Source organism: Thiomicrorhabdus arctica DSM 13458, assembly GCF_000381085.1.
Taxonomy (GTDB): Bacteria; Pseudomonadota; Gammaproteobacteria; order Thiomicrospirales; family Thiomicrospiraceae; genus Thiomicrorhabdus; species Thiomicrorhabdus arctica.
In genome coordinates, this window is sequence record NZ_KB905899.1 from 1,512,355 (window position 1) to 1,526,891 (window position 14,537).

General features: G+C 41.2%; 16 protein-coding genes. 8 read left to right on the plus strand and 8 right to left on the minus strand.

Annotated features, from left to right (window positions below):
- Positions 1-18 precede the first annotated feature (18 nt).
- From cgtA to rplU, 3 genes are all read right to left on the minus strand, one after another.
- Positions 19-1,089: an Obg family GTPase CgtA gene (cgtA, locus tag F612_RS0107030; RefSeq protein WP_019557055.1), complete on the minus strand. Its 1,071-nt coding sequence runs from the start codon at positions 1,087-1,089 to the stop codon at positions 19-21.
- Between the two features lie 185 nt (positions 1,090-1,274).
- On the minus strand, positions 1,275-1,532 hold the full coding sequence (gene rpmA / locus F612_RS0107035) for a 50S ribosomal protein L27 (protein ID WP_019557056.1): 258 nt from the start codon (positions 1,530-1,532) through the stop codon (positions 1,275-1,277).
- A gap of 69 nt (positions 1,533-1,601) precedes the next feature.
- The gene (gene rplU, locus F612_RS0107040) at positions 1,602-1,916 is read right to left on the minus strand and encodes a 50S ribosomal protein L21 (RefSeq protein WP_019557057.1); all 315 of its coding nucleotides are present in this window, start codon (positions 1,914-1,916) and stop codon (positions 1,602-1,604) included.
- A 353-nt stretch (positions 1,917-2,269) separates the two neighbouring features.
- Here rplU and ispB point away from each other — a divergent pair, with 353 nt between their 5' ends.
- A complete protein-coding gene (ispB, locus tag F612_RS0107045) occupies positions 2,270-3,235 on the plus strand; it encodes an octaprenyl diphosphate synthase (protein WP_019557058.1) in 966 nt (321 codons plus the stop codon).
- An 88-nt stretch (positions 3,236-3,323) separates the two neighbouring features.
- On the opposite strand, the gene F612_RS0107050 is transcribed toward ispB, so the two are convergent.
- The 4 genes from F612_RS0107050 to F612_RS0107065 all read right to left on the minus strand — a co-directional run bounded on the left by F612_RS0107050 (position 3,324) and on the right by F612_RS0107065 (position 7,267).
- Positions 3,324-3,938: a hypothetical protein gene (locus F612_RS0107050; protein ID WP_019557059.1), complete on the minus strand. Its 615-nt coding sequence runs from the start codon at positions 3,936-3,938 to the stop codon at positions 3,324-3,326.
- A 364-nt stretch (positions 3,939-4,302) separates the two neighbouring features.
- On the minus strand, positions 4,303-4,686 hold the full coding sequence (locus F612_RS0107055; protein ID WP_019557060.1) for a DUF302 domain-containing protein: 384 nt from the start codon (positions 4,684-4,686) through the stop codon (positions 4,303-4,305).
- A 173-nt stretch (positions 4,687-4,859) separates the two neighbouring features.
- On the minus strand, positions 4,860-5,957 hold the full coding sequence (locus F612_RS0107060; protein ID WP_019557061.1) for a YeeE/YedE family protein: 1,098 nt from the start codon (positions 5,955-5,957) through the stop codon (positions 4,860-4,862).
- Positions 5,958-5,977: 20 nt separating this feature from the next.
- Positions 5,978-7,267 carry an MFS transporter gene (locus tag F612_RS0107065; RefSeq protein ID WP_019557062.1) on the minus strand — a complete coding sequence of 430 codons (1,290 nt, stop codon included), beginning with the start codon at positions 7,265-7,267 and terminating at the stop codon, positions 5,978-5,980.
- A gap of 137 nt (positions 7,268-7,404) precedes the next feature.
- Here F612_RS0107065 and F612_RS0107070 point away from each other — a divergent pair, with 137 nt between their 5' ends.
- From F612_RS0107070 to F612_RS12355, 3 genes are read left to right on the plus strand one after another with little or no spacing between them, the layout of a single operon-like run.
- Complete coding sequence (locus F612_RS0107070; protein ID WP_019557063.1) at positions 7,405-8,136, plus strand: MBL fold metallo-hydrolase; 732 nt, start codon at positions 7,405-7,407, stop codon at positions 8,134-8,136.
- 59 nt (positions 8,137-8,195) lie between these two features.
- Positions 8,196-8,861, plus strand: coding sequence for an ArsR/SmtB family transcription factor (locus F612_RS0107075; protein WP_019557064.1), 666 nt, complete (start codon positions 8,196-8,198; stop codon positions 8,859-8,861).
- Positions 8,862-8,884: 23 nt separating this feature from the next.
- The gene (locus tag F612_RS12355; protein WP_157760470.1) at positions 8,885-9,502 is read left to right on the plus strand and encodes a class I SAM-dependent methyltransferase; all 618 of its coding nucleotides are present in this window, start codon (positions 8,885-8,887) and stop codon (positions 9,500-9,502) included.
- A gap of 137 nt (positions 9,503-9,639) precedes the next feature.
- Here F612_RS12355 and F612_RS0107085 read toward each other — a convergent pair whose 3' ends face one another.
- The gene (locus tag F612_RS0107085; protein ID WP_019557066.1) at positions 9,640-10,083 is read right to left on the minus strand and encodes an Lrp/AsnC family transcriptional regulator; all 444 of its coding nucleotides are present in this window, start codon (positions 10,081-10,083) and stop codon (positions 9,640-9,642) included.
- 360 nt (positions 10,084-10,443) lie between these two features.
- On the opposite strand from F612_RS0107085, the gene F612_RS0107090 reads away from it, so the two are divergent.
- The 4 genes from F612_RS0107090 to F612_RS0107105 are packed head-to-tail and all read left to right on the plus strand — an operon-like array spanning position 10,444 to position 14,537.
- A complete protein-coding gene (locus F612_RS0107090) occupies positions 10,444-11,556 on the plus strand; it encodes a hypothetical protein (protein WP_019557067.1) in 1,113 nt (370 codons plus the stop codon).
- A gap of 34 nt (positions 11,557-11,590) precedes the next feature.
- On the plus strand, positions 11,591-12,694 hold the full coding sequence (locus F612_RS0107095) for a TRAP transporter substrate-binding protein (RefSeq protein WP_019557068.1): 1,104 nt from the start codon (positions 11,591-11,593) through the stop codon (positions 12,692-12,694).
- A gap of 7 nt (positions 12,695-12,701) precedes the next feature.
- Positions 12,702-13,208 (plus strand): TRAP transporter small permease subunit, encoded by a 507-nt coding sequence (locus F612_RS0107100; RefSeq protein WP_019557069.1) that lies wholly within the window; start codon positions 12,702-12,704, stop codon positions 13,206-13,208.
- 3 nt (positions 13,209-13,211) lie between these two features.
- Positions 13,212-14,537, plus strand: a complete 1,326-nt coding sequence (locus F612_RS0107105) for a TRAP transporter large permease (protein ID WP_019557070.1) — start codon at positions 13,212-13,214, stop codon at positions 14,535-14,537.

Consider the following 14,537-nt stretch of genomic DNA (forward strand, 5'->3'; position numbering starts at 1 on the left):
ATAATTTCAATAAAATCTTTAAAAGTCGAAATCGGCGTCCACTGATGCACGAACAGGCTCAACCTCTTCAGTCATTTCCATACGATTTTGCTCTAAGGCATACGCGATTTCATTCACCAATTTAGTGGTTCCGTCACGCATAACGGCTGAGATTTGGTAAACAGGGCCTTGCCAATTCACTTCGGCGACAATGCGGTCACAGACTTCCTTGGTCTCTTCAGGCAACAACAGATCCGTTTTATTCAAAACCAACCAACGCTCTTTGCCGGCTAAAATTTCGCTGTATTTTTCAAGTTCTTTCTGAATAATACGGATCTCTTCAGCAGGGTCCGTCTCATCCATCGGTGCAATATCGACCACATGTAATAACAAACCGGTACGTGAAAGATGCTTTAAGAATTGCAAACCTAAACCAGCACCTTCCGCAGCACCTTCAATAATGCCAGGAATATCCGCCATGACAAAACTGGTTTCAGGAGAGACACTGACCACCCCTAGGTTAGGATATAAAGTAGTAAAAGGATAGTTCGCAACTTTTGGGCGTGCCGCAGAGACCGCTGTAATCAAACTCGACTTACCTGCATTAGGCATGCCTAACAATCCGACATCCGCGAGAACGATAAGCTCCAACATTAAGTTACGCTCATCACCGTCTTCTCCTGTCGTACATTGACGAGGTGTGCGGTTACGACTACTCTTAAAGTGAATATTGCCTAGACCATGACGCCCACCCTGTGCGACTAACAATTCCTGACCATGTTCGGTTAAATCGCCCATCACTTCGTCCGCATCAATATCTCTTACCTTGGTACCCACTGGCACCTTAATAATCAACGGCTCGCCGGCACAACCGGTTTTTTGTTGCCCCATACCAGCTTGACCGTTCTGAGCTTTATAATTTTTGGTAAAACGAAAATCAACCAAGGTATTCAGATTACGATCAGCCAGCAGAATGACACTGCCGCCATCTCCGCCATCTCCGCCGTTAGGCCCACCAAATGGAATGAACTTTTCGCGACGAAAGCTCGCCACACCGTTTCCACCACGACCTGCTTCTACATGAATGGACGACTCATCTACGAATTGCATGTTATTCCCTTTTTTCAGTCAATTAACGCCTCACCGCTTTTTAATAAACGCTGAGCGACTTATTTTATCAAAACCTTGCCAAGCAAGTGACTATACCCATTAATAATGAACGTTAGTCTGTTTTTTATCTACAAACAAAAACGCCCCGTCAATGCGGGGCGTTTTTAGATAAGTTGAAACTGAAATTATTCAGAAACAATCGTTACGTATGTACGTAATGGCTTACCTTTATAAACAAACGCAACCGCGCCGTCTGCTTTAGCGAATAAGGTATCATCCTTACCGCGACCAACGTTTACACCTGGGTGAAACTTAGTCCCACGCTGACGAACGATAATGCTTCCTGCAGAAACTTGCTCACCACCGAATGCTTTAACGCCAAGGCGTTTGGCATTGGAGTCGCGACCGTTTTTAGTACTACCTGCTGCTTTCTTATGAGCCATGGTATAGTCCTTTAATTAACAGCGTTGCCCCCTACTAAGAAGCAACCCCTGTTTCGATTCAATTATTATTTAAGCTGAAATCTTACCGATTTTTACTTCAGTATAATTCTGGCGGTGGCCTTGCTTAGTTTTAGATCGGTTCTTACGACGACGGAACTTGATGATGGTTACTTTCTTACCACGACCGTTTGATTCAACAGTAGCTGCAATTTTTGCACCTTCAACAAAAGGCGAGCCGATTTTAATATCCGCACCTTCACCAATCATCAATACTTCGTCAAATTCAACTGTATCACCAGCTTCTGCATTTAAAGATTCAATGCGTAGAGTTTGACCTTCACGAACTCGATATTGCTTACCACCGGTTTTAATTACTGCATACATGAAACTTCTCCCGGATTTTAATAAATTCTGTTATACAGTCGCAGATTACGACAAAGCCGGGATTATATAGACTTTTTAATACTAGGTCAAAACAAATTAACTCTTTTTTAGAAAAAACCCTACTCTGTTTAATATAGAGTCGATAGAAAGTTCACATTGACAAAATATTTAAGCCTAACAGATTGATAATTATACCCTATTCAAACAACCCATATCAGCTATCACAACAGAGTTGAATAGAATCAATAGATGCAATTTTATACTGTTGCCATGCAAACACTGGCGTCCTTCTGCTATTCATACTAAAATAGCGGCTTTCACACTTTTGATATAAATAAACAGCCTTGAAACCCATGACTCTTACCGACATCAACACGCTCATTCAGAATGACATTGAAGCCGTCAATCAACTTATCATTGACCGCTTATCATCTGATGTTGTTTTGATTAACCAAATTGGCCACTATATTATTAATAGCGGGGGCAAACGATTGCGCCCTTTATTAGTCTTATTGTCGGCACGTGCATGTGGCTACCAGGGCACAGACCACCACTTAATGGCGGCCGTCATTGAATTCATCCATACCTCAACCTTGCTCCATGATGATGTCGTAGATGAATCCGATACCCGTCGAGGCAATAAAACAGCCAATGAAGTATGGGGCAATGCCGCCAGCGTTCTTGTGGGAGATTTCTTATACTCCCGTTCATTTGAAATGATGATTGAACCTGGTCAGATTCGAATCATGCAAGTGATGTCTGAAGCGACTAACGTGATTGCTGAAGGGGAAGTTCTACAACTGCTTAACTGCCATGATGCCGATACCAGTCAAGAACGTTATATGGAAGTCATTCATCGTAAAACAGCCAAGCTATTTGAAGCCGCGACTCAGATGGGGCCAATTTTAGCCAACAAACCCGAACTAGAATCGGCTTTTATCGCCTACGGTCGTCACTTAGGTGCGGCTTTCCAGCTTATTGATGATGTATTGGATTACACTGCAAATGAGATTGAACTGGGTAAAAATATCGGTGATGATCTAGCAGAAGGCAAGCCAACGCTGCCATTAATCTATAGCCTTGAGAAAGGGACAGATAACGAAAAATCTATTATTCGTCGCGCCATTGAAAGTGAAGGAATAGCACTACTCGCAGAAGTAACTGAGATTATTAAAAACTCGGGCGCGATTGATTACACCAAGAAGATTGCGTTAAATGAAGTTAAACTTGCTAAAAAAGCTTTATCGCCTTTAGCTGACAGTGATTTTAAAAGCGCTCTTAACGCCTTGGCCGACCTCGCAGTCAATCGCTCAAACTAAGCCGATAACAATTGATACTCAGACGCAGCATGGCTAAAAACCTAATAATGGTCTTGCCAATTACTGCGGCTAAATTGCCTAAACCATTTTAACGTGAATAGACACCTCTTGATTTTTTCTGATTGAATTTTTCTAAAGCACGTTGTAGCTCTTCAGCCTCTTTCTGAGCAATTTGTTCCTCAATCTGACGCTTTAGCTCTTCCTGCTCCTGAGCAACAACGCGCTTATACAACTCTAAATTATTCAACTTAGTTTTATCCCAATCAATACGACGCATTAACCAACGAACCATAAAACGCACCACATGACATTGATCACGACTAACGTAAATACGCTCAGACTTTACTCTTAAACCATGCACTCGTTCGACAATAATTAACTGTTCTTCTGAATCAGGACGTACTCTAATAAAACCAATATTATCCTCATCAAAACTTGTGCTGTAATAAACTCGCACAACTTTGTCCATACTAAAAATGGCTTTCGCCAAAATTGTCGATTCATGCTTGCCATTCAAACCCACGGTATGAATAAATATATTCTGAGTCATGATCTGTCTAAAGAAGCCTTCAACCTCTTCAAACGGAATATCTTTATGTAATGATGAGACTTCAGAAATTCCCGACTTTATCTGTTCGGAACGCCTTTCTAGATGCTTGAAGAAATACTTCACTGCGGGTGCTAAAGTTTTATCATTTTTCATTTTGTGAATACCTCTAAATAAGGTATCGACCAAATGTCTTAAACATTAAGGCTATTTGATAAAAATTAGGAGAGAAATTTTGGGTGAATCGATTATTGATGATTAAAGACTAACAGAGTGGCATAACAAGCAGGCCTGAAACATGTTAAGTGTCACTCTCAGCCTGTTATGTATAAAGCTGTCTACACAATGTTATTACTGCTAATCATCACTCTCTGACCCACTAAAGTTCAGCGCGACAATCATGGGTGAGAGCAATATCGCAACAGAGTTAAAGAGCTGATAGCTAGGTTTATCACCTCTTTTCTTGCATGTTTTTTGATTGACTGACCTACCATTGAATTAGGCACAGTGAGCTAAGACTTTATTTCGCTTCATCAATCATTTGGATTGTTTCTTGTTCAACGTCGTTCGCGATCTTAGTTAATGAGTCATCACTTGATAAAAGAGCCAATACTTTTGCGGGCTCGATCATGCCAATATAGGTTTGATCATTTTCCGTAAAAACCGAAATACGGCAAGGTAAAGCCATATTCAAACGCATATCAATGGCTAAAACCTCTGCCGCTTTAACAGGATTACACACTTCAAATACTTTACATTCTTCTTTAAATTCAATACCTTTGCTGCGCAAAGTTGCACCCAAATCATGAATATGCAACACACCAAAACTATGGCTTTTTACCGCAACGTCTAAATCGGCAACAGCTTGCTCAAATGACTTTTTACTTTCTACTTGATAATACATCGTTCTTTATCCCTTTATTTTATAAAACTCCAAACACCAATCATACTCCGTGAAAATTAAGTTATCAAACTGATCTGGCCTACTAAAACATGGCACGACTAATTCAGGCAATAAAAAAAGGCGTTTTAGACGCCCTTTCAGTAAATCAACTTCAGAAAACCATGCAAAACCTATTAAAATCGAGCCTCTAGTTTTATCCCCACAAATGCACCTAAAGCAATGCTAAATAGAGCTAAAAATGAGCCTAATGCCAAGGTCGAAACCCCTGTCAGACCATGGCCCACTGAACAACCCATTGCTAATACACTGCCGACTCCGACCAGTACTGCACCTAATATACTTAGCAAAACATCTTTGCGCGAAAAAAAGCCAAGTTCCGTCTTGAACTCTTTGCGTATCACACTGGATAGAAATGCTCCTAATGGGAGACCAATCACCGCAACGACACCAAAAGTGATTACCGACAAGCTACTAGGATTGAAAACCGCATAGACGGTATCAGCCATTGGAGCGGCAAAGCTATAAGATTGTGTGCCAAGCCCTAATGGCGGCACCTCCATAAACTCTGCTTCTGCAATCAAGGTCTGGCCCGTTTCCGCGCCCGTGAGATAAAAACCTGCCGTAATGGCTAAACCGATGATTAAAGCACTTAATAGATATCTCGGTTTACGGAATTGTGGATTTTTCAGAGCAAAATATAAAATTGGTAAGGAGATGATGAGCGCAATAGCTAATCGAGTGCTTTCTATATCACTTGAACGATTAGAATTCAAAAATAGTGACCCTAAATCTTGACTCGTCGCGGCACTAAAGTTGACTGAAAAAGGCATTACTATCGGCATAAAGAGATCAGCATACACCGAGGTCTTGGTCATGACATAGGCCGTTAATGCCATCACCAATACCAATAATATGGCCTTGAGACTACCCTGACCGACTCTCACTAGATTTCTCATTCCACATCCCATAGATAAAACCATGCCGAATCCAAAAATAAATCCTCCAAGAATATAACGCCCATAAGCAAACTCCTCAGCTCTATAGTTGGGCTTCGTCCCCGTCAAATCGACCCATTGAAAAAACTCAATCAAGGTCACACCCATCATAGCGACGGCAATCGCCACTAAATAGGTCCATAATCGATGTGCCCCCTGATTTGACATCACCTCTCTCAGTCCGCCTACTGGACAAAATTGACTGATTTGTGCCACCGCTCCAAAAACCATCGACAACACAAGCACTAACAATAAATACTGCACCAAAACATCCATTTACCTCTCCTTTAAATTATTTATGATTTTTTGGGCAGAATCATCTGCACCCACAAGCCCGACAATAACATCGCCGCACCGACAAACCAGAAAGGGGAAACTAAGTCCTGAGACCACTGCGCCATAAGTCCCATTAACAAAGCGCCAAACGCATAGCCCGAATCTCGCCAAAAACGATAAATCCCGATTAAACTTGCTCGGTGTTTGGCAGGAGCAAAATCGCCCACTGCCGCCCCCAAGTTTGGGTAAAGCATTGCCATACCTAGACCAATAAAAGCCGCCTCTAAACTCCATAAATAAACCTCATTGCTCAATGGAATCGCTAGCACCCCCAAACCACAAAACCACATTCCCCAGACGATTAAACCTTTACGACCAATCTTATCCGATAGAGGTCCGGTCACTAACTGACTTGCACCCCAGACCACACCGTAAATCGCAATAATGGCACCCGCCTCAATCAGCGTTAGACCCTGTTGTAAGAAATAGATCGGTAAAAACACCCAAATAATCGCATCAGTGAACTTCTCAACCAGGCCTGCCTGATTAAGAGCAACCAAATTTCTATCGTCTATACTTGCGGTTTTAAATAATTGAGCAAGACTCTGATGTTCACTGGTTTGACCTGCTGCAAGAGCCTTTTGATGGTGTAACTCTGCCCACGGTAACGTCTCTATAATAGTAAATTTAGCCAATAATAATCCGGAGAGAATGACAACTAAACTGAAGATGAATAAGCCCTCTTTTGCCCCCAATAAATCGACTAAATAAGCTGTCACTAGCCCTGCTACACCTACTGCTGCATAACCTGAAAATTCATTTACACCATTCACAAACCCTTTTTGCGTTGACTTAGCCAAATCCAACTTACTGTTTAACGCCATTGACCAACACAGACCTTGGTTAAAGCCTAAAAGAATTGTCGCAAAAATAATCCAATTCCAACTTTGCGCATAGAGCAATATAAAAGGCACTGGCAAAGCGACTAACCAACCCCAGAGCAATACCGTCTTTCTGCCATAATTCTCACTCAGTTTGCCTGCAAACAGATTCATAACGGCTTTGACAACTCCGAAGACTACTACAAAGGATGCCAGTAAAAAAAATGCTTGATCAGCCAATCCAAACTCAGTTTCTGCCAGGCCAGGTACCACAACTCTTGTCATTCCAATCGTCAGGCCCACGAGGAAAATTTGAATCAAATGTAAACTAAATTGGTGTTTATTAGCTGATATTCCATGTTTGATATCGGTTTCAAGTGTATTGAACGCATGCGTTACTGGTTCTATATTTTTTTTATCTTCAGACATATCCCTTCTCTCTTCAAAAATACTTGTTGCATTGTAGCAGGGATTATTTTAACATTCAATCAAACAATTGATTGTTTTATATTTACATTAACGCAATCATTACTCGCTAGACCAATACCATTACACTGGAGAAACATATGTTTTTAATTCAGAGAGAAGTCCCATCAGATCCATCCTCTATTGCTTACTTCATGGGATGTGCTGGACAAGGAAAAAGTATCGCCATTGATGTGCATAAAGAAGACGTAGAGTGGTTTATAGAACAAGCGGCTCAAAAAGGGGTCAATATAGACTATGTCATCGATACGCATATTCACGCCGATCACTTTTCTGGTGCCATGGAACTTGCAAAACGCACCGGTGCAAGCTATATGCTTCATGAATCATCCACCCCAAACTTTCCATTCACCCCTCTCAAAGACGGTCACAAATTTACCGCGGGTAATGTGGGCGTTGAAGTCTTTCACACTCCAGGACATACCATGGATTCTATTTGTCTATTAGTGACCGATTTTTCACGCGGACCTTTACCTTGGTTTTTAATTTCTCAACACACTCTGTTTGTCGGAAGTGTAGGTCGACCAGACTTAAGAGGCCATGAAAGAAAAATGGCAGGGCATTTATATGATTCAATTCATAGCAAAATTCTGACACTGCCTGATCACATTGAAATACTACCCGGGGCTAAAGCGGGAAGCGTGTGTGGTGTAGGACTTTCTGCAAAACCCAGCTCTACCATCGGTTACGAAAAGGCCAACAACGCCTCTCTGAAGTTAACAAAAGAGGCTTTTATTGAAAAAATTCTAGAGGAATTACCGCCCTTTCCAGACAAAATGGATGAAATCATTAACGCAAATATCACTGGATAAATTGAAATTGGCAAGCCCATGACATATCATTCAATTACTTAATTGAGTAAGGAAAGATAATGTCTGAAATCAAAAAGCAACTTTTTGAACAGCTTGCACTCATCACGCAAAGTTTAGCTTCGCCACAAAGAATCGAGTTACTCGACTACCTGGCACAGGCTGAACGTAGCGTGGATGAGCTCAGCCAGCTAACCAGTCTAAGCACTGCAAACACATCAAGACACTTACAAATCCTAAAGCAAAATGGCCTGGTTTTAATGAGAAAACAGGGTAAAAGCCGACTCTACAAAATTGCCGGTGATGACGTCATTCAACTGATTAGTTGCTTGAGAAGAACGGCTGAAAATCATTTAGCGGAAGTAACCCGCCTAAAACAAAATATCCTACCGAGCTATATCGATAAAGAGGCTATTTCCAGTAAAGAATTGCTCTCTAAAATGAATACTTGTGCGATTTTGCTACTGGATGTTAGACCCCTTAAAGAGTTTGAGCAGGGTCACATCAAGGGCGCGGTCAACATTTCGCCTGAATCAATCGAACAAAAAATAAACGATATACCACATGACAAAACGGTTGTTGCCTACTGCAGAGGCCCCTATTGCGCATACTCATACCAAATGGTAGAGGCTTTACGTCAAAGAGGGCTTAAAGCACTTAGATTAGAAGAGGGTTTTCCCGAGTGGAAAGCGGCAGGATTACCTTTTGAGATAAACCAGGTGGTTTAATGCAAAGTAACAGGAGCATATAATTGAAGATTAGACAAAGTGGTATGCCTGATATGGAGTATTGGAACAATTTCTTTGATGCGCCTCGCATCATTGAAAAACTTTTTACCAACACCCCTCCTGGCAACACCATTGAATTTGGCTGTGGTTACGGAACCTTTACCATGCCTGCCAGCTTACATACTCAGAAAACCTTATATGCATTCGATATCGAACCTTCAGCAATAAACTCAGTAACCGAATTGGCACACCAACAGCACATTTTCAATATTAAACTACAGCAACAAGATTTTATTCAACATGGTACTGGATTAACAGACGAATCTGCCACACACGTTATGATCTATAACCTGCTCCATCTTGAAAACCCAGGTGGACTTTTAAAACAAGCTTATCAACTGTTAAAACCCAACGGAGTTTTATCCATAATGCACTGGAGAAGTGATATTGAAACGCCAAGGGGCCCTTCTTTAGAGATTAGACCGACACCAGAGCAATCTAAGAAATGGCTAGAGTCGACTGGATTCCATTCAATACAAAAAATTGATATTGAGGTCTATGCCCCTTATCACTTTAGTTATATTGCAATAAAAGGCTGCAACAACCAGGTTAAAAGGGCTTTAAACTCTAAGAATATATAGTAGATCTACATGACCCAATTATTGTTCATATCAAGAAAGTTAACCATTTATGCTATCCAACTTTAAAGACTGAAAATTTATATGATAAACATAAATTGTGTATTTTTTGTCAATTCTATGGGTGTCAACCCCTAATACTAAAGTCTAGGTCCGCCGCGACGATTTTTTACACGAGTAAGTAAAGTTTTACAATCCACATCGATAATATGTTCACGTGAAAATAAATGTTCACGTGAAAAACGATCTAACGCTTCCGTATCATTCGTTAACGTATGAATATGAAGACTTTTCATATCACTCATAATATATAGACTTACTACTTCAGGACACTCCGCTAATTCATGCGCAATGGCCTCAATTCCTTGCGGGGCAACTTTTACATCAAGAAAAGCTGACAAAGACTTACCAAGTTTGTCAGGGTTTATAACGGCTGTAAATTGCTCAATCATACCTTCATCAACTAGTTTGTGTACACGCTGCCTAACATAAGCACGAGAGACTCCAATCTCTCGTGCTATATCCGCAAATGAAGCACGTCCATTTTTTATCAATAAATTAATGATATGTGTATCGGTATTCATTTTTAACCCCCCTTGCCTTTTAGAGTTGCTCCAATTTGGTGCGTGAATAAAACAGGTTATTTGTGTCAATTGTATACAAGATAGCTAAATTGTAGTGTTAATCGAAAGCAATTAAGAACAAGTGGACGTAATCCATATACAAACGAGCCCTAAACCATGCTTATTGTAAACAAAGGTTCTTGATAAAGACATTATTTTATGGTGCATATTAGAAAATTTTAATTTAAAACTTAGGCCTTAAAACTCATTAAACACAATATTATCAAGTAGTTACTGCTAATATAAATCTTTGGCACACCTCCTGCTAATTGGGTATCTGATAGTTTACAAATGATATGTATATTAATTAGGAGATAAAGAATGAAGTCTAAAAATCAAAACCGAGCGCTTGGATTACTTGCCTGCGCTCTGACTGGTGGAGCACTGCTTTCAGCAACGCCAATTGCAAATGCTGGCGTGACACTTAATATCGATGACGATCGATGGATAAAAATTGGCGCAGGCCTTAGAACAAGTATTACATCCACGGATGCTAAGGATGCTAGTGGCGCTACAATCGCACCAGATATGGCCGTTAACAATATGCGCTTTTATCTAACAGCTCAAGCTATGAAAGGGATTCAGTTCACCTTTAATACTGAAAAAGATGCTAATGATAATATAAAGATGTTAGACGCTGCAGCAAAGTTCCATATCAGTGATGCTTTGAATATCTGGGCTGGTCGAGTTTTGATTCCCACCGACAGGGCTAACTTAGACGGGCCATTCTACCAAGCGTCCTTTGATTTCCCTTCCGTACGAAAGTATCCATCCATTAATGCCGGCAGAGATGACGGTGTCATCTTTTGGGGTCTAGCCAATGATAAAAAAGTTAAGTACTACTTTGGTGCTACTCAAGGTCGGTCTGATGCGGGAGGTCCGAATGATTCTGGTAGCTTGCTTTATTCCGGTCGCCTTGCATTGAATCTATGGGATGCCGAGTCTGGTTACTTTAATCGCAGCACCTATCATGGAACAAAAGATATCCTTTCCTTCGGTATTGGTGGAGCTTACCAAAAGAATGGTGCAGGAACCGATATTGCGAACCAAGGAGATTTTACAGCCTGGAATGCTGACTTCTTACTAGAGAAGAAACTTGCAACGGGTGGTGTCGGTACGCTGGAAGGTGCTTATTACTCTTATGACCTTAATGGCGTGACTGACGTTTCCCTTAAAGCAGGAAACTCTTATTTGGTATTGGCTTCTTACCTATTCCCAACAAAAGTCGGAATTGGGCAATTTCAGCCTTATGCGCGTGTACAGCAGTTTGATTATGACGCAGTTGGTTCTGGAACCATGGATAAAACTGAGCTAGGCATGAATTATGTCATCTCTAGTCATAATGCGCTTCTTTCAGCAGTCGTTACCAATACAGATACCGCGGGTTCCCCTTCTGTCAGCACATTTAAGTTAGGCACTCAGATTCAATTCTAATCAAAATTAAACCAATTTATTTAGGAGTTATAAGATGGATATTAAAAGAAGAAATTTTCTAAAAACTGGACTTGCTGGATTAGCTGCTGCAGGAGCCGTAACTACTGCAGTCATTCCTTCTGTTGCTAACGCAAGTTCACCCAAAACATTTCGTTGGAAAATGACGAATGCTTATCCTGCAGGAGCACCTTTTTATTCAAAAGGCCCTGGAAGCGCAAGTTATTTTTGTAAGCGTATAGAAGAGCTATCTGCCGGACGCTTGCGCATTAAACACTATGCTGCTGGTGAGTTAATTCCAGCAATGGAAGGGTTTGATGCGGTTTCCAAGGGAACCATTGAAATGAACTGGGCGAACTCATACTATTGGGCTGGTAAAACATTTGCAGCACAATATTTTACAGCCGTTCCTTTTGGAATGAATTTCCAGGGGACCAATGCCTGGCTACAAGAAGGTGGTGGACAAGAACTTTGGGATGAGGTCTACAAGCCCTTCAATGTCATGGGATTAGCCGCTGGTAATACAGGTGTCCAAATGACAGGTTGGTTCAATAAGGAGATCAACTCTGTTGAAGACCTAAAAGGACTGCGTATGAGAATACCAGGCTTAGCAGGGAAAGTTTATGAACAGCTAGGCGTCAGTGTCAAACTACTTCCTGGTGGCGAAATTTTCCCTGCTTTAGAGCGTGGCGTTATTGATGCAGCCGAATTTGTTGGACCTTATCAAGATCGTCGCATAGGACTACAAAAAGCGGCTAAATACTACTACACCACAGGGTGGTCAGAGCCAAGCAATACTACCGAATGTTTAATTAATAAAGACGCTTGGGCGACTTTACCTAAAGACCTACAGGCTATTGTTCAAACGGTTGCCGCTGAGTGTAATCTAATGGGACTTATGTGGTCAGAAGGAAATAATTCTGAAGCTTTGGATGATTTAATTAAAAACCAAGGTGTTGAAGTACGTACCCTGCCCGACTCCGTCATTGCTAAACTAAAAGAAACAACCTTTAAAACTTTTGAAACTTATACAGGGAAAGACCCTTTAGTCAAAAAAGTTCATGAAAGTTATTTCGCATTTAAAGCCAAACATGATGCATGGCAAGCACGTAGTGAAGCTATTGTAATGACTAAGCTTTAATCAAAAAATGTCATTAGTCACTATATCTCAAAAGCTGGATGCATTCATTGAAAGCATCGGCCGCTTAAGCGCTTGGTTAATTTTAGCATTAGTTCTCTTGGTTGCTGGTAATGTACTTGCCAGAAACTTCTTCCATGTGAGCTCTGTGGGTTTACAAGAGCTTGAATGGCACCTACTTGCAGCTATCGCTATTCTTGGGTCTATATACACCTTGCAACAAGGTGAGCACGTTCGTGTAGACCTTTTTTATCACACATACTCTCTTAGAGTTAAACGTTGGATGGATATATTAATTCCGGCATTAATTATTTTGCCATTTGCGATTTTTATGATCTACCTAACTACAGATTATGCTTTGCAATCATATGGTATGAATGAGGTTTCACCTGATCCTGGCGGCTTACCTTACCGATACCTAGTCAAGGCATTGCTACCTGCCGGCTTCATACTAATTGGCCTTCAAGGCTTTGCTCATCTTTTGAAAGCTTTAACACACACTGAACAAGAGTCCTAACCTATGGAACCTCAATCACTGGCCATTTTAATGGTCATTACACTTTTTGCCCTCATCCTAGCAGGCGTTCCCGTTGCGTTTTCAATTGTCGCAGCAGGCGTAGGTTTTGGATTAATGGGAATGGGATTTGATTTATTCCACCTTATCCCCGCTCGTATTTTTGGAGTCATTACGAACTACACCCTTCTTGCAGTTCCCCTATTTGTTTTCATGGGCGTAATGCTAGAAAAATCCCGGCTTGCTGAAAAAATGCTCGATGTAATGGGGCACTTAGCTGGAAGAATACCTGGAGGCATGGCCATTTCCATTATTGTTGTTGGTGTGCTGATGGGCGCATCTACTGGAATTGTTGGCGCAACGGTTGTTACTTTAAGCATGATTGCCCTGCCGACGCTGTTACGCCGCAATTACAGCCACTCTGTTGCTTGCGGCACAATTTGCGCTTCTGGGACGCTGGGGCAGATTTTACCGCCTAGCTTAGTGCTTATACTGCTTGCCGATATTACTGGTGAAGCCATCGGTCCACTTTTTGCGGCCGCTTTGATTCCAGGCCTACTGCTCGCGACACTGTATGTTTTATATATTCTTTATCTCGCTTGGAAGTCACCAGAAAAGGTTCCTCCTATTGATTTGGAAGAAAGACAAAGCTATTCACGTAAGGATTTATGGATTCAATTCTTCAAGTCTGTTGCGCCTCCATTTATTTTGATTTTTGCAGTTTTAGGTTCAATTCTTGGAGGCGTCGCAGCTCCAACCGAAGCTGCATCTATGGGAGCTCTAGGAGCCTTGTTACTTGTCTTTTTAAGTAAAAGATTGAGTTTGGACGTACTGAAAGGCACCTTGCGTGAAACGTTAAAAATAACAGGCATGATTATGTTTGTTCTCATCGCCGCCCAGATATTTGGATTGAGTTTTAGAGGGCTTGATGGGGATTATTTAATAGAGGATCTCTTTTCAATCATTCCTGGCGGTGAATGGGGTGCAATATTCTTTATGATGTTGCTTCTGCTTGTTCTAGGGTTTTTCTTAGAATGGATAGAGATTTCTTATATTGTATTACCTTTGGTATTACCTATATTTCATGCCTTAGGTGTTGATATGGTCTGGCTTGCCATATTAGTAGCGCTTAATTTACAGACTTCATTTTTAACACCGCCCTTTGGTTGGTCATTGTTTTTCCTCAAAGGGGTTGCTCCTCCTGAAATAAAGACGATAGAAATTTATAAGGGGGTTCTTCCATTTATTGGAATGCAAGTCAGCGTTATTGGTTTGGTTATGCTTTTCCCTGAAATAGCACTATGGCTACCTAAAGCCATTGGTTGGAGTTAA